Source organism: Pannonibacter carbonis, assembly GCF_003012935.1.
Classification (GTDB): Bacteria; Pseudomonadota; Alphaproteobacteria; order Rhizobiales; family Stappiaceae; genus Pannonibacter; species Pannonibacter carbonis.
Window position 1 is genome coordinate 1 of sequence record NZ_PUDR01000007.1, and the last position, 19,166, is coordinate 19,166.

General features: G+C 66.1%; 15 protein-coding genes. 8 read left to right on the forward strand and 7 right to left on the reverse strand.

Annotated elements, in window-relative coordinates:
- Window positions 1-47: 47 nt before the first annotated feature.
- The 4 genes from C8348_RS10910 to C8348_RS10925 all read right to left on the reverse strand — a co-directional run bounded on the left by C8348_RS10910 (window position 48) and on the right by C8348_RS10925 (window position 5,487).
- Window positions 48-1,730, reverse strand: a complete 1,683-nt coding sequence (locus C8348_RS10910; RefSeq protein ID WP_106753373.1) for a GMC family oxidoreductase — start codon at window positions 1,728-1,730, stop codon at window positions 48-50.
- Window positions 1,731-1,738: 8 nt separating this feature from the next.
- Entirely contained in the window at window positions 1,739-2,956 is a 1,218-nt protein-coding gene (locus tag C8348_RS10915) for a mandelate racemase/muconate lactonizing enzyme family protein (RefSeq protein ID WP_106753374.1), read from the reverse strand.
- 45 nt (window positions 2,957-3,001) lie between these two features.
- Entirely contained in the window at window positions 3,002-4,426 is a 1,425-nt protein-coding gene (locus C8348_RS10920; protein ID WP_106753375.1) for an aldehyde dehydrogenase family protein, read from the reverse strand.
- Between the two features lie 161 nt (window positions 4,427-4,587).
- Window positions 4,588-5,487 carry a LysR substrate-binding domain-containing protein gene (locus C8348_RS10925; RefSeq protein ID WP_106753376.1) on the reverse strand — a complete coding sequence of 300 codons (900 nt, stop codon included), beginning with the start codon at window positions 5,485-5,487 and terminating at the stop codon, window positions 4,588-4,590.
- Between the two features lie 195 nt (window positions 5,488-5,682).
- On the opposite strand from C8348_RS10925, the gene C8348_RS10930 reads away from it, so the two are divergent.
- The 8 genes from C8348_RS10930 to C8348_RS10965 all read left to right on the forward strand — a co-directional run bounded on the left by C8348_RS10930 (window position 5,683) and on the right by C8348_RS10965 (window position 16,072).
- The gene (locus C8348_RS10930; RefSeq protein ID WP_106753377.1) at window positions 5,683-6,711 is read left to right on the forward strand and encodes an aldo/keto reductase; all 1,029 of its coding nucleotides are present in this window, start codon (window positions 5,683-5,685) and stop codon (window positions 6,709-6,711) included.
- Between the two features lie 29 nt (window positions 6,712-6,740).
- Entirely contained in the window at window positions 6,741-7,247 is a 507-nt protein-coding gene (locus C8348_RS10935; RefSeq protein ID WP_106753378.1) for a formaldehyde-activating enzyme, read from the forward strand.
- Window positions 7,247-8,713 carry an NAD-dependent succinate-semialdehyde dehydrogenase gene (locus C8348_RS10940; protein ID WP_106753379.1) on the forward strand — a complete coding sequence of 489 codons (1,467 nt, stop codon included), beginning with the start codon at window positions 7,247-7,249 and terminating at the stop codon, window positions 8,711-8,713. Before C8348_RS10935 ends, C8348_RS10940 begins: the two co-directional genes overlap by 1 nt.
- Window positions 8,714-8,928: 215 nt before the next feature.
- Window positions 8,929-10,563, forward strand: a complete 1,635-nt coding sequence (locus C8348_RS10945) for an ABC transporter substrate-binding protein (RefSeq protein ID WP_106753380.1) — start codon at window positions 8,929-8,931, stop codon at window positions 10,561-10,563.
- Window positions 10,564-10,733: 170 nt separating this feature from the next.
- Window positions 10,734-11,705: an ABC transporter permease gene (locus C8348_RS10950; protein WP_106753381.1), complete on the forward strand. Its 972-nt coding sequence runs from the start codon at window positions 10,734-10,736 to the stop codon at window positions 11,703-11,705.
- Window positions 11,702-12,547 (forward strand): ABC transporter permease, encoded by an 846-nt coding sequence (locus C8348_RS10955; RefSeq protein ID WP_106753382.1) that lies wholly within the window; start codon window positions 11,702-11,704, stop codon window positions 12,545-12,547. Before C8348_RS10950 ends, C8348_RS10955 begins: the two co-directional genes overlap by 4 nt.
- Window positions 12,544-14,139, forward strand: a complete 1,596-nt coding sequence (locus C8348_RS10960) for a dipeptide ABC transporter ATP-binding protein (protein ID WP_106753383.1) — start codon at window positions 12,544-12,546, stop codon at window positions 14,137-14,139. The genes C8348_RS10955 and C8348_RS10960 overlap by 4 nt, the downstream gene beginning before the upstream one ends.
- 250 nt (window positions 14,140-14,389) lie before the next feature.
- A complete protein-coding gene (locus C8348_RS10965) occupies window positions 14,390-16,072 on the forward strand; it encodes a methyl-accepting chemotaxis protein (RefSeq protein WP_106753384.1) in 1,683 nt (560 codons plus the stop codon).
- A 291-nt stretch (window positions 16,073-16,363) separates the two neighbouring features.
- Here the strand turns inward: C8348_RS10965 and C8348_RS10970 are convergent, their stop codons facing one another.
- The 3 genes from C8348_RS10970 to C8348_RS10980 are packed head-to-tail and all read right to left on the reverse strand — an operon-like array spanning window position 16,364 to window position 19,059.
- Window positions 16,364-17,404, reverse strand: coding sequence for an AbrB family transcriptional regulator (locus C8348_RS10970; RefSeq protein ID WP_208983705.1), 1,041 nt, complete (start codon window positions 17,402-17,404; stop codon window positions 16,364-16,366).
- Complete coding sequence (locus C8348_RS10975; RefSeq protein WP_106753386.1) at window positions 17,397-17,702, reverse strand: DUF4387 family protein; 306 nt, start codon at window positions 17,700-17,702, stop codon at window positions 17,397-17,399. The genes C8348_RS10970 and C8348_RS10975 overlap by 8 nt, the downstream gene beginning before the upstream one ends.
- A complete protein-coding gene (locus C8348_RS10980) occupies window positions 17,686-19,059 on the reverse strand; it encodes an acyclic terpene utilization AtuA family protein (protein ID WP_106753387.1) in 1,374 nt (457 codons plus the stop codon). Before C8348_RS10980 ends, C8348_RS10975 begins: the two co-directional genes overlap by 17 nt.
- Window positions 19,060-19,166: the final 107 nt, after the last annotated feature.

Genomic DNA, 19,166 nt, shown 5'->3' on the forward strand with positions numbered 1-19,166 from the left:
CCCCCCCCCCACGAGGGGGAGGGGAACGCCCCCCTACCGCATCGCCCCTAGGCCCGCGCGTCTTCCAGGATCATGTCCGCGCCCTTCTCGGCCATCATCATCACGGGGGCGTTGATGTTGCCGGAGGTGATGTTGGGAAACACCGACGCATCGACCACCCGCAGGCCCGGCACGCCATGTACCCGCAGCCGGTGATCGACAACCGAGCTGGACGGGTCCGGCCCCATCGCCGCCGTGCCGCAGGGGTGGTAGATCGAGCCGCAATTGGCGCGGAAATGCTCCAGCAGCTCCTGGTCGCTCCGCGCCTCGACCGAAGGGCTCATCTCCGCCTCGGTGATGGCGGCAAGCGAGGGGGCCTGCATCAGCCGGCGCACGAACTGGCTTCCCTCCACCGCCTCGCGGCAGTCTTCCTCAGTTGAGAGGTAATTGCCGTGGATCACCGGCGACAGGTCGTCGAGCCCGCCATTGACGCGAAGATCCACCCGCCCCCGGCTGGTCGGCCGGCAGGAGTTGAAGGCGACGAGAAAGCCCGGATAGGGTTCCGGCGCCAGCCCCTTCTTCGGGTCCTCAGGGATGCGATAGGACAGCGGATTGAAGTAGAGCTGCAGGTTCGGCCGCGGTGCGTCGGGCCGCGAGCGGAAGAACCCGCCGGCCTGGTTGACGCTGCCGGCAAACGGCCCCTTGCGCGTCAGCGCCCAGCGCAGGGCCAGCGCCGCCTGCCCGAAGATCGACCCGAACGGCCCGTTCAGCGTCGGCACGCGGGAGCGGAAATAGAAGCTGGCGCAAAGATGATCCTGCAGATTGGCGCCAACGCCCGGCAGATCGCGCCGCACGGGCACGCCCAGCGCCTGAAGCCGGGCAGCAGCGCCAAGCCCGGAGCGCTGCAGCAGCACCGGTGTGGCAATGGCTCCAGTTGCCAGGATCACGTCGCGCCGCGCCAGGAGCAGCCGCTGTCCCGTCTCGTCATGTCCTGCCCCCTCCGCGCGCACCACCAGTCCCCGCGCGCGGCCCCCGGCGTCGAGCACGACTTCCAGCGCGCGCGTCCTCGTAAACACAGTGAGGTTCTTCCGCCGCCGCGCCGGCTTCAGATATTCCACGCCGGACGAAGACCGCATCCCCGCCCGGGTGTTCACGTCATAGATCCCCGCCCCTTCCAGGCTTGCGCCGTTGAAGTCGGGCGTCGCCGGCAGCTGCAACTCGGCGCAGGCAGAGAGGAAGCGATCCGCGGTCGGATGCGTCTCCCCCCGCATCGGCGTCACATGGATCGGGCCGTCGCCGCCATGGAAGGGGCTTTCGCCCAGCGCGTGGGTTTCCAGCTTGCGGAAATAGGGCAACACATCCTCATGACCCCAGCCGGGGTTGCCGGCCGCGCGCCAGTCGTCGAAATCCTCCCGCGCGCCCCGCACGAAGATCATCGCGTTGATCGCCCCGGAGCCGCCCAGCACCTTGCCGCGCGGCACATAGACCTGCCGGTTGCCCAGCGCCGCTTCCGGCTCGCTGCGATACATCCAGTTGACCGCCGGATTGTAGTAGCTCTTGGCATAGCCGACCGGGATCTTCAGCCAGAACGAGCGGTCCTCGCCGCCCGCCTCCACCAGCGCCACCGTGTAGCGCCCGCATTCGCTCAGCCGCGCCGCCAGGATAGCCCCGGCAGAACCTGCCCCTGCGATGACAAAGTCGAACTCCTCCCGGCCGGCAGCGGCCAGGTCAGCGCGGGATGTCTCGGTCATGGTCGGTCTCAGCCCTTGGCGGGAGCGAACTGTTTCACGTCCGCCGGTGTGTCGCCCATCTGAAGGTGCAGCCGCTTGCCCGTGTAGGGCGAGTGGCGTGCAATCACCTCCCGGTTCAGCTCGATGCCGAGCCCCGGCTCGCGGCTGGGGATGAGGTAGCCATCCTCCAGCGTGAGCCTGGTCTTCAGCACCTCGGCATGGAACCCGGAGAAATCGAGGATCGCCTCGTGGATCAAGAAGTTCGGCAGGGTCGCAGCCAGCTGGATCGAGGCTGCTGCTCCGACGGGACCGTTGTAGAGATGCGGCGCGACCTCGGCATACTGCGCCTCGGCCATGCCGGCGATCTTCTTGGCCTCCAGCAGGCCGCCCACCCGGGCAACGTTCATCTGCAGGATCGAGGCCGCCTTCAGCTCCAGCACCCGCTGGAACTCGTATTTGGTGGTCAGCCGCTCGCCCGTCGCAACCGGAATGGAGGTCGCCCGCGCCACCTCGGCCATGGCCGCTTCCTGTCCCGGCGGCACCGGTTCCTCGAACCACAGCGGATCAAAGCGCTCCAGCCGCTTGGCGAGCCGGATCGCCGAGGACGGCACCATCTGGCCATGGGTGCCGAACAACAAATCAGCCGAGGCACCGACCGCCTCGCGCACCTTGGCGCAGAAGGTCTCGCAGCGCTCCATCACCCCCAGCGACAGATGGTGACCGGAATAGGCGGTATAGGGCCCGGCCGGATCGAACTTCACGCCCGTGAAGCCCTGCCGCACCATCTCGGCCGCGCAGTCCGCCGCCAGATCCGGGTCGTTGTAGTCGTACTCGCCGGCCGCGTTCTTCGGATAGAGATAGGTATAGGCGCGCAGCCGCTCATGCACCTGCCCACCCAGGAGATCCATCACCGGCCGGCCGGCGGCCTTGCCGATGATGTCCCAGCAGGCCATCTCCAGGCCCGAGACGATGCCCATCATTGTCGGGTCGGGGCGCTGGGTGAATCCGCTGGAATAGGCCGAGCGCCAGAAACGCTCGATCCGGTGCGGATCATGCCCTTCCAGATGCCGCACAAACACGTCCTCGATCACCGGCACCAGGGCACTGGGATGGAAGGCCGTGGCATAGATCTCGCCCACGCCCTCGATCCCGCAGGCAGTCTTCAGCGTGACGAAGATCCAGTACATCCCGCCCAGATGCGGCGGAGGCACGGCGACGACATCGGTGGTGAGCGAAACGAGCTTCATGAGCGCACCTGGCTTGAGGGAGCATGAGAACAAATTGAGAACATTTCAGGGTGCCAGCACCACGAGCCGGGTCTGCGTGAACTCCAGCAGCCCGTGCTTGCCGTCGTCGCCGCCCAGACCCGAGCGTTTCCAGCCGGCGTGGTAGCCCTGGTAGGGATCGGCCGGGAAGCGGTTCACGTAGAGCTCACCCGCCTCCATGCTGTTGGCGATCTGCATCACCTTGCGGTGGTCATTGCTGAAGAGCACCGAGCTCAGGCCGAACTGGTGATCGTTCGCCAGCCGCAGGGCCTCGTCGAGGTCCCTCACCCGCACCACCGCCAGCACCGGACCGAACACCTCTTCCCGGATGATCTCCATCTCCTGCCGGCAGCCGGTCAAAAGCGTTGGCGGATAGAACCAGCCCTGCCCTTCCGGCAACACACCACCGGCCGCAAGGCTCGCCCCTTCGGCCACCGCCCGCTCGACCATGGCATGGATCTCGGCCCGGGCCTTTTCGCTCGCCACCGGCCCCATCGCGTCGGGCTCTTGCGCCCGGTCGGCGAAGCGCCGCGCGCGGAAGGCCTCCGTCAGCGCAGCGACCAGCGCGTCATGCAGGGCCTCGACCACATAAACACGGGCCGCCGCCGTGCAGACCTGACCGCAATGGTTGGTCTTGTTGGCCACCAGCCGGCGGGCGACATCGGCCACATCCGCATCCGGCCCCACCAGCACCGGCGTTTTGCCGCCCAGCTCCAGCGAGGTCTTGGCGATGTTGGCCTTGGCATAGTCCATCACCGCCCGCCCGGCCGAGACGCTGCCCGTCAGCGTGATCATGCCGACCGCCTCGGCCTGCGACAGCCGCCCGGCCCCGGCATGGTCCATGGTCAGGATGTTGATCACCCCGTCCGGCAGTCCGGCCGCCTGAATGGCCTCGCTCAGCGCCAGTGCCGACAGCGGCGTCGTGTTCGACGGGCGCACAACCACGCTGTTGCCGGCCATCAGCGCCGGCGCCACCTTGCGCAGCAGCGTGTAGATCGGAAAATTGAACGGGATCAGGCAGACTACGACGCCGATGGGGGCGCGCATCAACAGGAGCGTCTCGCCGGGCGTGTCTGAGGGGATGATCTCGCCCTCGATGCGCCGCGCCCATTCGCTGTGATAGCGGGTGATCTCGGCGCCATAGACGGCCTCGCCCGTGGCATCGCCGAGGCTCTTGCCGGTCTCGGCCGCCAGCACCGCCCCGATCGCATCGGCCCGAGCCTCGATCTCGGCTGCCAGACGGCGCAGCGCCGCGCCCCGGTCACAGGCCGCAAGTCCCGCCCAGCCCGGCTGCGCGGCCTTTGCCGCCGCGACCGCCGTGTCGATCTCGTCCGCCTCGGCCAGCGCCACCTTACCGATGACCGCGCCGGTGGCCGGCGACAGCACGGGCTGGCTGCGTCGGCCTGCCGGCTTCACATTTCTGCCGCCGATGAAGAACGCGCCAACCGTCATCTGCCTCGCCTCATGCCTTTGGGGTCCGGATCTTCAGATCCCTTGCCGGAAGCGCTGGCACTGCACCACTCCCGCCCTGCTAGCTAGAAGCCGCCGCCGCGGAACTGCAAATGCCGGTTGGTCATGGACGCATGCGGAAAACTGATGCTTCGGTTGTGGCCTCAGGCGGGCGGCGTTTCGCCGGCGCTTTGCCCTGTCAGCCAGTCGCAGAAGGCGAGCAGCATCTTCGCCGGCTTCTTTTCCTGCCGCGTGACCAGCCAGTAGGATTCGTGCCCGTCGACCTCGACATCGAGCAATTGCACAAGCCGCCCGTCCGCAAGTTCCCGGCCCACCATATGCCGGTCAGCCACCGTAATGCCGAGGCCGCAGACCGCCGCCTCGATGGCCGTATCAAGCAGGTCAAACTCCAGCCCGCCGCTGATGTCCATCTCCTCAAGCCCGGCAGCGCTCAGCCAGTGGCGCCAGGTCAGATAGCGCTGATCGGAACTGGCCAGCACATGCAGGAACGTGAAACGTGTCAGGTCCATCGTTTCGTCCTTGCTGAGGCCGGCAATCAGCGACGGTGCGCAGACCGCGATGTGGCGTTCGGTCATCAGATGCACCGAATTGAAGGCCGGCCACTCGCCATCGCCAAAGCGGATGGCACAGTCCAGCAGGCTGCTCTCCGCCAGCGAATCGGACAGGTCCGTCGTCAGGCTGATGTCGATGTCCGGACAGGCGCGGCGCAGGTCCTTGAGCCTTGGCACCAGCCAGCGCTTGGAGAGGGTTGGCGGGGCGTTGACCCTGAGACGATGGGCATTGCTCTCCTCCTCGATGCCGCGCAGCGCCAGTTCCACTTCGTGAAACGCCCGGCCCAGCGCATTGAGCAGCATGTGGCCGGCCGGAGTGAGATCAAGCCGGTGATGATGGCGGATCAGCAACGGCTCGCCGAGCTGGTCTTCGAGGATCTTCACCTGCCGGCTGACGGCGCTCTGCGTCAGGTTGAGCCGCTCGGCCGCGCGGGTGAAGCTGCCTGTCAGGCCCACAGTCTCGAACACACGCATGGCGGCCAGGCTTGGCATTCGGCGCATCATATCCCCCAGAAGCACAGGTTTCCGGCCCTTGGGGCCGGGCGCATCATGCCAGCAGTCAAATGCGTTGCAGCATGCGTTTTCCTGATGCTTGCATCTAAAATCACCATTTGTCAGTGCGCCTCCCGTTTTTCCATGATGCCATCAACAGCCCGGCAGAGCTGGCGCCGGGGCGGGAGGAACGACGTGGATTACATCAGGTTTGGCGCCACGGGGCTGAAGACCTCGCGGCTGTGCATGGGCACCATGGGTATCGGTTCTTCGGCCTGGAAGGGCTGGGTTCTGGACGCGGACAAGTCGGTGCCGATCCTGAAGGCAGCCCTTGATGCCGGTATCACCTTCTATGACATGGCCGACTGGTACTCGACTGGCGTCAACGAGGAAGTCGTCGCCGGCACGCTGACCAAACTCACCCATCGCGACAACCTGGTGCTGGCCACCAAGGCCTTCTATCCGATGAGCGCGGATGCCAACGACCAGGGCCTGTCGCGCAAGCACCTGTTCCGCTCCATCGACCGCTCGCTCCAGCGCATGGGCACCGACTACGTCGACCTCTACATCGTCCATGCCTTCGATCCGGACACGCCGATCGAGGAGACCATGTGCGCGCTGAACGACATCGTGCGCTCCGGCAAGTCCCGCTACATCGGCGCCTCGACCATGTACGCCTGGCAGTTTGCCAAGATGAACGCGGTCGCCGAGAAGAACGGCTGGGCGCGCTTCGTCAACATGCAGTGCCAGTATTCCCTGCTCTACCGCGAGGAAGAGCGCGAAATGATGCCCTACTGCCAGTCCGAGGGCATCGCGGTCACCACCTTCTCGCCGCTGGCCCGCGGCTATCTTGTCGGCGGCGGCTCGGCGGCCCGCAAGGAATTCGATCCGTTCCTTGATTTCTTTGGAGATGAAATCGACCGGGAGATCGCCGCACGCGTGGTCAATCTGGCGAAGCAGCGCGGCCTGTCGCCGTCGCAGGTCGCGCAGGCCTGGGTGCTGTCGACCGGCAACTCCACTGTGCCGATCTTCGGCGCCGATCATCCCGACCAGGTACGCGACGCCATCGCAGCGCTGTCGATCAGCTTCTCGGCAGAGGAGCGCGCCTACCTGGAAGAGCCCTACCGGCCGCGTGACATGATCAACGACTACAATCCGGTCCGCCGCCCCCGCGCCTTGAGCGTGGCGAGCGCAGCTGCCGCCCCCGCCGCGCCGAAGGCGTGATCCGCATACTCTCAGGACAGGTTCAGACCATGCTCTACATCGGTGAAGGCTTCGAGGGCGCCGGCCCCAACGCCGCCCATATCAACCTCTACATCGGGCCGAAGGCAGGTCCCATCGCCGGTGCGCTGGCAACCGCCGCCGCCAGCCCCGGTCCCGGCCACCTGCCGTTCCAGACCATCCTCAAGCCGAACCTGCCGGTGAAGCCGGTGACCCTGTTCATCGCCAAGGCCGTGCTGGTGCCCGGCACCCATGAGACCATGACCTGGGGCCCGGCCCAGGCCGGCGTTGCCGCCGGCATGACGCGGGCGCTTCTCGACGGCGTTCTGCCGGCGGAAGCGGAGGACGACTGGCTGGCGATCGCGGCCGTGTGGGTCAATCCCTCGGCCGATGATGCAGACGCTGTCTTTGCCAACAACAATGAGGCACTGTACATGGCCGCGAAACGGGCGCTCACGCCTGGCTGGCCGAGCCGCGAGGCTCTGGCCGAGGGTCTGAGAACCGTTTCCAATCCGTTCTACACGCCTGGAGCCCGTTGATGGACAGCCTCGCCCGCGATCTTCCCCTTCTCACCGACCTCGCCTTCATCGGCGGCCAGTTCCGCCCGGCGGCGGATGGGGCCCGCTTCGACGTGCGCAATCCCGCCACGGGCGCCGTGGTTGCGCAAGTGGCCGACTGCGGGGCGAGCGATGCAGAAGCGGCCATCGTCGCGGCCGAGGCAGCGTTCCAGTCCTGGCGCAAGGTGACGGCGGCAGAGCGTGGCAAGGTGCTGCGCCGCTGGGGCGATCTGATGCTCGCGCATCAGGACGACCTTGCCCTGCTGCTCACCCGCGAACAGGGCAAGCCGCTCAGCGAGGCCCGCGGCGAGGTCGCTTACGCGGCCAGCTTCCTCACCTGGTTTGCCGAGGAGGCCCGCCGCGCCTATGGCGAGGTGGTGCCCTCGCACCGGGCGGACGCGGAGATCGTCGTGCTGAAGGAGCCGGTCGGCGTGGTGGCAGCCATCACGCCCTGGAACTTCCCCTATGCCATGATCACCCGCAAGGTCGGACCGGCGCTCGCCGCCGGCTGCTCGATCATCATCAAGCCGGCCGAGGACACGCCGCTCAGCGCCCTCGCGCTGGCCAAGCTCGGCGTCGAGGCGGGCGTGCCGGCCGGTGTCGTCAACGTCTTGCCGACGCTGAAGGCGCCGCAGGCCGTCGGCCCGCTGATGGCGAGCCCCGTGGTGCGCAAGCTCTCCTTCACCGGCTCCACCGCCACCGGCAAGCTGCTGATGCGCCAGAGCGCCGACACCGTGAAGCGCATCAGCCTGGAACTCGGCGGCAATGCCCCGCTGATCGTCTTTGCCGATGCCGACATCGACGTGGCCGTACGCGGAACCATCGCCTCGAAATTCCGCAACACCGGCCAGACCTGCGTCTGCGCCAACCGCATCCTGGTCGAGGATGCCATCTACGACCGCTACGCCGAGGCGCTGGCCAAGGCGGTTGCCGCGATGAAGGTCGGCAACGGCGAGGAAGACGGCGTCGCCCAGGGTCCGCTCATCAACGCCGGCGGCTATGCCAAGGTGGCCCGCCATGTGGAAGACGCTCTCGCCAAGGGCGGCACGGCGATCACCGGCGGCAAGCCGCATGGCAAGGGCGGCCTGTTCTTCGAGCCGACCGTGCTGACTGGGGCGACGACAGATTGGGCACTGGCCAGCGAGGAGACCTTCGGCCCAGTCGCCGGGCTTTTCCGCTTCCACAGCGAGGACGAAGCCATCAAACTGGCAAACGCCAGTGAAACAGGCCTTTCCGCCTATTTCTTTACAAATGATCTGAAGCGCGCCTGGCGCGTGGCGCGGGCACTTGAGGCCGGCATGGTCGGCATCAACGAAGGCGTGATCTCGACCGAGGTCGCCCCCTTCGGTGGCGTCAAGCAGTCGGGCCTCGGCCGCGAGGGCTCGCGCCATGGCCTCGAGGAATATCTGGAAACGAAATACGTGCTCTTTGGCGGACTGACCGGCTGAGGGGCGAAAACGACAGGGATAACGCAGTGTCTGTCGGGAAACGGGCACTGCGGTTCCGGCGAAAGACGCCGGGACAACCGGATGGAGGATCCGGAAACGCGGGAGCGCGGGTGTAGTTGACATAATTCTCGGCTAAGGAACGGCCGAGGCAACTGATGCCCCGTGACTGCCGACGCATCGCGCCATGTGGACGATGCCGACTGGGAGGAAAACGAATGACTGAAAAGAGCAAGATCGAAACCACGTCCGGCAAGCCGGCCCACCCGCAGGTCGAAAGCCTGTGCGACCAGCTGACCGCTGGCCGGATCGACCGCCGCAGCTTCCTGCGCTCCATGACCTGGCTCGGCGTCACGGCCGCCTCGGCTTCGGCCTTCGCCGGCTTCATTCCGGCCCCGGCCCGTGCCGAGACCCCGGTTGCCGGTGGCAAGCTGCGCTTCGGCTGCGCCATCCAGGAAATCACCGACCCGGCGCTGACCAGCTGGATCGAGGCGTCCAACCTCTACCGCAACAGCCTCGAGTACCTGACCTACGTCGATGCCGACAACATCGTGCATCCGTATCTGGCCAAGAGCTGGACCCCGTCGGCCGATCTCACCGTCTGGGACTTCGAGCTGGACGAGCGCGCCAAGTGGTCGAACGGCGATGCCTTCGCGCCGGAAGACGTGATCGCCAACATTCAGCGCTGGACGTCGCCGGACAGCAAGTCCTCCAACAAGACCGCCTTCGAGGCGATCAAGCTGGTTGAAAAGACCGGCCCGCATTCGGTCCGCTTCACCCTGTCGCGTCCGGTCGCATCGCTGCCCGAGCAGCTCTATTCCTACACCTGCGCCATCGTGCATCGCGACTTCGACACGTCCGGCGCCAACTGGCCGGCCAACCCGATCGGCACCGGTCCGTTCAAGCTGGTCTCCTTCGAGGTCGGCCGTCAGGCGACCTTTGCCAAGCGCGCCGACTACTGGGGCACGCCGGCGCATCTGGACGAGATCCAGTACATCGACCTCGGCACCGATATCGCCACCCATCTGGCGGCGCTGGCCAGCAACCAGGTTGACCTCATCTACCGCGCGACCATCGCCGAGTACGACCTGATGAAGTCGCTGCCGAACATCCAGATCCTGACCGGCAGCGCTGCCCATACCCTGGTCATGCGCATGCAGGTCGACGCCAAGCCCTTCGACGACATCCGCGTCCGCAAGGCCGTGCAGCTTGCCGCCGACAACAAGCAGATGCTTGATGTTGTCTACCGCGGTGAGGGCCAAATCGGTGGCAACTACCACGTCTCGCCGATCCAGCCGGACCACTTCCCGCTCGAGCCCGTCGCCCGTGACGTCGCCAAGGCCAAGGCCCTGCTGGCCGAAGCCGGTTATCCCGAAGGCATCGACATCGAGCTGACTCTTGGCAACACGCAAGGCCGCTGGGAACAGGACACCGCCCAGGTGCTGCAGCAGAACCTAGCCGAAGCCGGCATCCGCCTGAAGCTCAACGTTCTGCCCGCCGCCCAGTACTGGCCGGTGTGGGACAAGGTTCCCTTTGGCGCCACCTACTGGGCGCACCGTCCGCTCGGCTCCATGACCCTCGACCTCGCCTACCGCTCGGGCGCGGCCTGGAACGAGAGCCATTTTGCCGATCCGGCCTTCGACGCCGCTCTCGACAGCGCCATGGGCACGGTCGATCCGGAAGCCCGCAAAGTGGCCATGGAAGCCTGCCAGACCATCCTGCGCGATCAGGCCGTCATGGTTCAGGCCTATTGGCCGGCCCGCTTCAGCGCCGCCGGCAAGAACGTCCGCGGCTTCGTGCTGCATCCGGCCGACTACTTCCGCATGGATGGCGTCTGGCTCGCCAAGGCCTGATTGGCCGCATCGGTTCCCCTCCCCCAAATTGCGGGGAGGGGCTAGGCCTGGTCGCCCCTGCACGCACCTTTGCGGCGACAGAACTTGCGGCCCCGCAGGGCTGCCAATAGCCTGACACACTGACTGACAGTTCACCGCACGCGGCTTGCCCCGCGCGCAACGGAGATCCCATGCCCCTCATCCTGTTCATCCTGCGCAAGGCCGGCCAGGCGCTGGCGACCATGCTGGCGGTCTCCCTGCTCGTCTTCCTCGCCCTCGAGGTGAATGTGGACGACGTTGCGGTGAAGGTGCTGGGCCAGTTCTCCACCGCAGAGCAGCGGGCAGCCTGGCTCGAGGCCAACGGCTACAATGCCCCGTTCCTCTGGCGCTATCTGGAATGGCTCGGCGGCTTTGTCACCGGCGACTGGGGCATGTCGACCTATTACCGTGCACCGATCACAGACCTGATCCCCGACCGGCTTGCCGCAACCGCCTGGCTTGCGCTCGGCGCCTTGTCGCTGATCGTGCCCTTCGGCCTTGGCCTCGGCGTCCTCGCCGGCATGCGGCCCGGCTCGCTCACGGACCGCGTGGTCTCGGTCCTCTCGGTGGTCACAACCTCGATCCCGGATTTCGCGAGCGCGGTGTTCCTGTCGATCGTCTTCGTCTTCTGGCTGGGGCTCCTGCCCGGTGCCAGCACCATGATCGGCGGCTTCGCGCTGAAGGAACTGGTGCTGCCGGTGCTGGTGCTGGCGCTCTATTCCACCGGCTATCTCGCCCGCATCACCCGCGCCTCGATGGCCGAGGTGATGGCGACGCCCTACATCCGCACGGCGCGGCTGAAGGGGGCGAGCCTGCCGCGCATCGTCTTCCATCACGCCCTGCGCAACGCGCTGATCACGCCGATCACCGTCATCCTGCTGCAGGTGCCGTGGCTCCTGTCCGGCGTCATCGTGGTCGAGGTGTTCTATGCCTACAAGGGCTTCGGCACCCTGCTCTACGAGGCCGCGATCAACTCCGACATCTACCTGATCGAGGCCTGCGCCATGGTCTCCGTGCTGGTGGTCGTCACCACCCAGATCCTGTCCGACCTCGCCTACGGCCTCCTCAATCCGCGCGTCAACCTGCTGGGCGCGCCCAAGCCTGCCAAGGGAGACGCCGCATGATCCGTCTCGTCCGTCCCTATCTTACCCATCCGCTGGTGGCGGTCGGCGGTGCCGTCACGCTCCTGTGGCTGGTGCTGGCACTGTTTGCCCCACTGCTCGCCCCCTTCGATCCGCTGAAGACGATCCTGCCGCTCGCCCGGCCGTTGACGCCGGCGCCCGGCGGCGGAACACTCTGGCTCGGCACCGACATGCTCGGCCGGGACATCCTCTCCCGCCTCATCTACGGCGCGCGCACCGTTGTGCTCTATTCGACGCTTGCGACGCTCTCCGCCTATGCGGTCGGCATCGCGCTCGGGCTCTCGGCCGGCTACCTGCGCGGCCGCGCCGATGCCACCCTGTCGTTCCTCGCCAACGTGGTGCTCTCCTTCCCCGTGCTGGTGCTCTACATCGTCATCATCGTGGTGATCGGCGCCTCGCCGCTGAACATCATCCTGGCGGTGGTGTTCTCCAGCGCGCCGGCCATTTTCCGCATCGTGCGCGCGCTGACCATCGACATCGCCACCCGCGATTTCGTCCAGGTCGCCCGCACGCAAGGGGAAGGGTCGCTGCGCATCATGCTGGTCGACATCCTGCCCAACGCCACCGGGCCGCTTGCCGTCGATTTCTGCCTGCGTCTTGGCTACACCGCCATCACCATCGGCACCCTCGGGTTCCTCGGCCTTGGCCTGCCGCCCCCGACGCCGGACTGGGGCACCATGGTCAACGAAGGCAAGGCCATGGCCATCGCCTTCCCCCATCTCGTGATCTTCCCCTGCATTGCCATTTCCTCGCTGATGCTGGGCCTCAGCCTGCTGGCCGACGGTCTCAAGGAACTCTCCGAAGCCAAGGGGCGCGGCGCATGACGACACAGACCCCCTCCTCCGACACGGCGATCCTGACCATCGACGGATTGACCGTGGCCCTGCCGCGCGGCGCTGACCGCCGCCATGCGGTGAAGGGCGCAAGCCTCGAGCTGTTCCCGCGCGAGATCCTCTGCGTCGTCGGCGAAAGCGGCTCGGGCAAGTCGGTCCTGTCGGCGGCCCTGATGGGCGCCGTGCCGAAGGGGCTCGCCATCGAAAGCGGCCGGATCCTGTTGCAGGGCAAGGATCTCGCCCTTGCCAGCGAGCGCGAGCTGACGCGCATCCGCGGCCGCGACATCGCCATGATCTTCCAGGAACCCATGTCGGCGCTCAACCCGGCGCTGACTGTGGGCGAACAGATCGAGGAGATGTTCGTCCTGCATACGGATCTGGCCGCCGAGGCGCGCCGCGCCCGCACCCGCGCGCTGGTCGAGGCCATGCATCTGCCCGACCCGGACCGGATCCTCGCCTCCTATCCGCATGAACTCTCCGGCGGCCAGTGCCAGCGTGTCGTCATTGCCATGGCGCTGGCGCTGGATCCCAAGGTGCTCATCGCCGACGAGCCGACCACGGCGCTTGATGTCACCACCCAGGCGCAGGTTCTGAAGCTGATCCGCGAGCTGAAGGACAGCCACGGCCACGGCATCCTGTTCATCACCCATGACTTCGGCGTCGTCGCCGACATCGCCGACCGCATCGCCGTCATGCGCGGCGGCGAGATCGTCGAGATCGGCAGCGCCGCGCAGGTGCTGACACAGCCGGCGCATGACTACACCCGGGCCCTGATCGCCGCCGTTCCGAGCCTGACGCCGCGTGCCCCGCGCGCCGCCCGCGCAGCCGAGCCGGTGCTGGAGATCAGCAACCTCGAGCACCACTACGGCCGCACGAAGGCGTTGAACGACATCTCCCTCACCTTGCGCCGGGGCGAGGTCGTCTCCATCGTCGGCGAGAGCGGCTCGGGCAAGTCGACGCTCGCCAAGGCCGCGATCCGTCTCATTGACCCGACCGGCGGCGCGATCTCCGTGTCCGGCACGCCCTTCCTCGCGCTGAAAGGCGCGGCACTGCGCCAGAAGCGGCGGCTGATCCAGATGGTGTTCCAGGACCCGGTCGGTTCGCTCAATCCGCGGCGCACCGTTGGCGAGATGATTTCCCGCGCGGCGATCCTGTCAGGCGCCAGCCGGGCCGAGGCCACGCGGCGGGCAGAAGACCTTCTCGAATTGGTCGGACTGCAGAAGTCCGCCTACCACCGCCGCCCGGCCGCCTTTTCCGGTGGCCAGCGCCAGCGGGTCGGCATTGCCCGGGCGCTGGCGATGCACCCGGAGGCGCTGATTGCCGACGAGAGCGTATCGGCGCTGGATGTCTCGGTCCAGGCTCAGGTGCTGGAACTCCTGAAGTCGCTGCAGGAGAAGCTGAATCTTGGCATTCTGTTCATCACCCATGACCTGCGCGTCGCGGCCCAGATCAGCGACGAGATCGTGGTCATGCACAAGGGGCGAATCGTCGAGAAGGGGCCGGCCGAGGCGGTGCTGCTGGCACCGAAAGATCCCTATACGCGCAGTCTCATCGATGCCGCGCCTGGCCGGGGCAGCATCTGAACTGTTTGACGTGGCGCCCTTGTCACGACAGAAACTCTATTCTGCGCCACTGTCACTATTTGCAGGACAAGTATAAATCAGACGAAAATTACCTTGCGGGCTCAACACCCTGCACATTAACCGACTTAGTCCCTTGAGTTCCAACAATTATTCGGCTTCTGAACCGGCAATTAAAGCTTGAGTAAGCACGACATCTTATCTTCTCCTGAAGGCCTGCGGTGACAGGTCCTTGATTTCAGAAGGTAGTGTCATGGCGCTGAAACACATTCCGATTGTCCAGAAGATGCTGGCCGTCCTGATCCTGATGGGGCTTTGCGCCACCGGGCTTGCCGTCGTTGCCTGGAGTGAGATCACTGGCCTCACCGGCAGCTTCACCGAGGTCGGCAAGTCCGAGGAAGCCGCTCGAGAGGCGATGGATCTTCGCGTCGACATCATCGCCATCAGCCGCATGACCTACCAGTTGGCCCTTGCTCCTGAAAAGGCTGCCGATTTCCGTGCCGAAGCCGGTCGACGCGCCGAGGAAATGCTGGGCCGTCTGCCGATCCTGGAAAAAGTCGCCGACACACAGCAGCGCCAGCAGCTTACCGGCATCCGTGCAGCGCTCGACAGTTACTTCCGCTCCATCACCGCGATGGTAGACGTTGCTGCCAAGGATGCTGCCAATGCTGAAGCCATCAAGGCGGCTCTGGGCACCGCGCTGAACGGACAGAAGGCCGTCACCGACGCCGTGAAGGTCTATTCCACCTATTCCGCCGAGATGATGGCCACCCAGCGCGAAACGGCTGCGACCACCGCGCTCGGCGCAGTCACCACCATGCTGGTAACGGCAGGCGTCGTGATCGTTCTTGGCCTCGCGCTTGGGTTCTATGTCAGCCAGGCCGGCGTCGCCGGTCCGATCCGCCGCATTGTCGGCACGCTCGAAGAACTGGCCCATGGCAACTACAATGCTGCCATCGAGGGCGGTGAACGCCGTGATGAAGTAGGCGCTCTGGCCCGCGCGGCCGCCGTCTTCCGCGATGCCGGTCTCGAGAAGGACCGCCTGACGGCCGAGCGCGAAGCCCAGAAGGCCGAGAACGAAGCAGTTCAGCGGCAGATGATGGCGCGGCTTGCGCAGGAATTCGAACAGGCCGTCGGCGGTATCATCCGCTCGGTATCGTCCGCTGCCACTCGTCTTGATGCCTCTGCCCGTGTGATGTCCGGCAGCGCGCAGGAAACCTCGCAGCAGTCCACAACCGTTGCAGCTGCCTCGGAACAGGCCTCGGCCAACGTCCAGACCGTGGCAGCGGCCACCGAAGAACTCACCGCCTCGGTGCGCGAGATCGCAGGTCAGGTCGACCAGTCCAACCGCATGTCAGCCGTGGCCGTGAAGGATGCAGACGAGGCCGCCAGCAAGGTGCATGGCTTGTCCAACGCCGCCCAGAAGATCGGCGACATCGTCGAATTGATCAATGGCATTGCCAGCCAGACGAACCTTCTGGCCCTCAACGCGACCATCGAGGCCGCGCGCGCCGGTGACGCAGGACGTGGCTTTGCGGTCGTTGCCTCCGAAGTGAAGCAGCTTGCAGAACAGACGGCCAGCGCGACAACGGAAATCGCAGCCCAGATCTCCTCGATCCAGGCTTCAACAACCGACAGCGCCTCGGCCATCAATGCCATCGCGGAATCGATCCGCAAGATGAACCAGATCAGCGCTGCGGTGGCCGCAGCGGTAGAGGAACAGGCCGCCGCCACCCAGGAGATCGCCCGCAACGTGCAGCAGGCCTCGACGGGCACCGCCGAGGTCTCGCAAGCCATCACCACGGTCACCCGCGCCGCTGGCGAGGCCAGCTCCGTGGCCAACGAGGTGCTGGGCTTCTCCGGCGAACTCGCAAGCCAGTCGGAACGTCTGAACCAGGAGCTGAACCGCTTCCTGTCGACGATCCGCGCCGCCTGACACACTGCACTCTCAAAACAAGGCGGGCGTCCTTCGGCGCCCGTTTTCGTTCAGGCATCAATTCGCCTTGCCGCTTCCGCGCCCTCTCGATCACAGCGATCAAACCAGACACACAGCGGTCATCCCCGCCTTGTGCGGGGATCCGGCCATCGGCTCGTTCGGACAAGAGACCTTGATCGCATCCCGAGGCAGCATGGATCCCCGCACAAGGCGGGGATGACCTCAGCAGTGTATGGCATTCAAGAAAACCAAGGACTTGCACTGGCCTACCCCCTCATGTGGAACTCCGCCTCAGCCGCCCCCGCGCCGCCTGAACAGGCGATCCACGACCGGCGCAAGCAGGATGACGAGGACGATGCGCAACAGGTGATGGCAGATCACATAGGTGAGGTTGCCGCCGGCCATGATGGCGATGACGACCATTTCGGCCTGCCCGCCGGGCAGAAACGCGAGAAACGCATCAATCGCTGGCGCCGTTCCGGTCAGATAGATCAGTTCGATGAAGACGAGGCTGATGCCCGCCAGCAGCACGGCATAGACAAAGCCTGCCAGCACGTCGACCTTCAGCTCGTGCAGCGTGATGCCGGTGTATTTCGCCCCGACCGCGATGCCGATGAAGAACTGAACCGCCCAGATGATCTCTGCCGGGGGCCGCTCGGTGATGATGCCGGACAGCGAGAAGATCGCCGTCAGGATCATGGGCCCGAGGATCGACGCGCCGAACAGCCCGACGCGTTCGGCAATCTTCCAGCCGCCTACACCGCAAACCAGCATGAGGGCAAGCTGCATGGGGTCCGCCTCCAGCAAGGGACGGCCCGGTGCTGCGGTGAGATCGGCATTCCAGACGAGCGTCATCAGGATGGGTGCGGCGGTGACGACCACCAGCACGCGAGTTGCATGGATCAGTGACAGGGCCCGGACATCGCCGCCTGCCTCCTCGCCGAACACCAGCATGTCCTGCAAACCGCCGGGCATGGCCGCATACCACGCCGTCGGGTGGTTCATCTTGAAGCCGAAGCGGAACAGCGGGTAACCGATCACCGCGATCACTGCGATGAACAGCGGCACGAAGACCAGCGAGCCGGCCATGGCCGGCAGATCGCCGACGATGGCCGGAGTGATCGAGGCGCCGACGGCGACACCCAGGAAGGTGCGCATGAAGGTGCCAAAGCCACCGGCATTGGCCATTTTCGCGCCGCAGAGCGCCGCCACCAGACAGGCCATCAATGGCCCGAGCAGCAAGGGCAGCGGCAGTCCGGCAAGGACAAAGACAAATGCACCGAGCGCGGCGACCGCAAATGTCGTCGCCCGCGCCTTGACGAGATCAGACACGGACGTCCGCCTCTTCCAGCAGCACCGCCCATTGCGCGCCGTGCATGTCGCGGTCATCACGGCTGCCCTGGACCACGGGTCGTGGCAGCGAGAACTTGATCACCGAAAGCTCCTCGATGTCGAACCGCTTCAGATGCTGGGGCTCGACGCGGTAGAGCGCGGCAACCTCACCCGTCGCCAGGGCCGGCACAACCTTGGCATAGACCTCGGGCGATCCGCAGAACACGTCAACGGTGACCCAGAAGGGGCCAGCGTTCTTCGAGCGGACCTTCAGCACCACATCACCGAGCCGGGCCATGGGCAACCTCCGTAACGACAAGGCGGAAGGCCGACATCGGGTCGTCCAGTTCCATCACATGATTGAGGGCGAATTCGTAGAGCGCGCCCCGGTCGGACTGGGCCGGCGAATAGGGGAACGCGAAGGTCGGCAGTTCCTCATGATCGGTGAGCGGATAATGCAATACGAAGGGATTGATAAGCTTGCCGATCTCGGCCGCCTCCGCCTGGCTTTGCGCCGTGACGATGCCGAGCACGCCAACTTCGACCGGATCGCCAACGCGGTTTTCCTGGCCGCCCAGCGCGCCGTCAACGCCGATCAAGCGAAATTCGAGCGTGTAGGCCTCCCCCGGCTCAAGCCCCATCCGGCTGCGGATCTCGCCTTCGAGGAACGCGGACAAGCGGTCGACCCAGGCGCGCGCGCCCTTCACATAACGCTCGTTGCGCAGGATCGCGAGGATCGTCGTCTGGTAGCCGGCTACGCGTGCGCCTTCGAGCTTCACCGTATAGGAGCCCTCAACCCAGCGCGAGCCTTCGACCCGGACCCGCCGCTCGTCGAGCGCCGTGTAGCGCGCGCCGCGCACGTCGAGATAACCGCCCGGCTCATAGAGCTGATAGGGGTCGGAGTTCTCGTAGAGCATGTGGGCCGACACCGAATGCGGCGTGCAGGCCGCCGTCTCGGCCAGAGGCTCGACGGTGAAGCCATCGGCATCGAAGTCGACCTGGATCACGCCGGACGTCGGGTGGGTGGAGCAGAGCGCGCCGCATTCGGCGATCTTGGCCCCGTGCCATGCCCCGCCCGCATGATCCCCGCGCAGAAGCGGCAGCGCGGAGATGGTTGCTGTGTCCGTCGTGCGGCCGGCGATGACGATATCGGCCCCGGTTGCCAGCGCCGCCTGCACCTGCTCGGCACCGGCCAGGGCGACGATGTTGGACAGACTGTCGAGCAGTGCCGGCGAGATTACGGGCGCCGGCTCGAGCGGCCTGATCTGTCCAGCCTCAAGGGCTGCGATGATGCGATCTGCCGGCTGACTGGAGTAAAGCCGGGCGATCTTGAGGTTTTGCCCGAGTTCAACTGCAAGCTCGACCGTGATGTCATACATCCAGTCGACGGTGGCATCGGTGCCGCAGGTGCCGGCGGTGCCGATCACCAGTGGCACGCCGGCTTCGGCGCGGGCGCGCATCAGGTCGCGCCACTCCGACTTGGTCGCGGCGCGGGAGTATTTCGACACACCGGCGCCAAGCGAAAATGGCCCGCTGTCTGTCGAGCCGCCGTCGATGCAGATGATATCCGGCCTGTTGTCGACGCCGCGCTTCAGCGCCGCCCTGTCAAAGCCGAGACCAAGCACCCCGGAGGGCACCAGAACACGTGTGGGCATGAAAGCTTGTCCCCGAAGGTACGGCTGGCCTTGCCAGCAAAGGGTGAGATACCCGGTTTGACACAAGGACGGATCCGGGGCCAGCCCCGGATCCGCAGACCAGACAT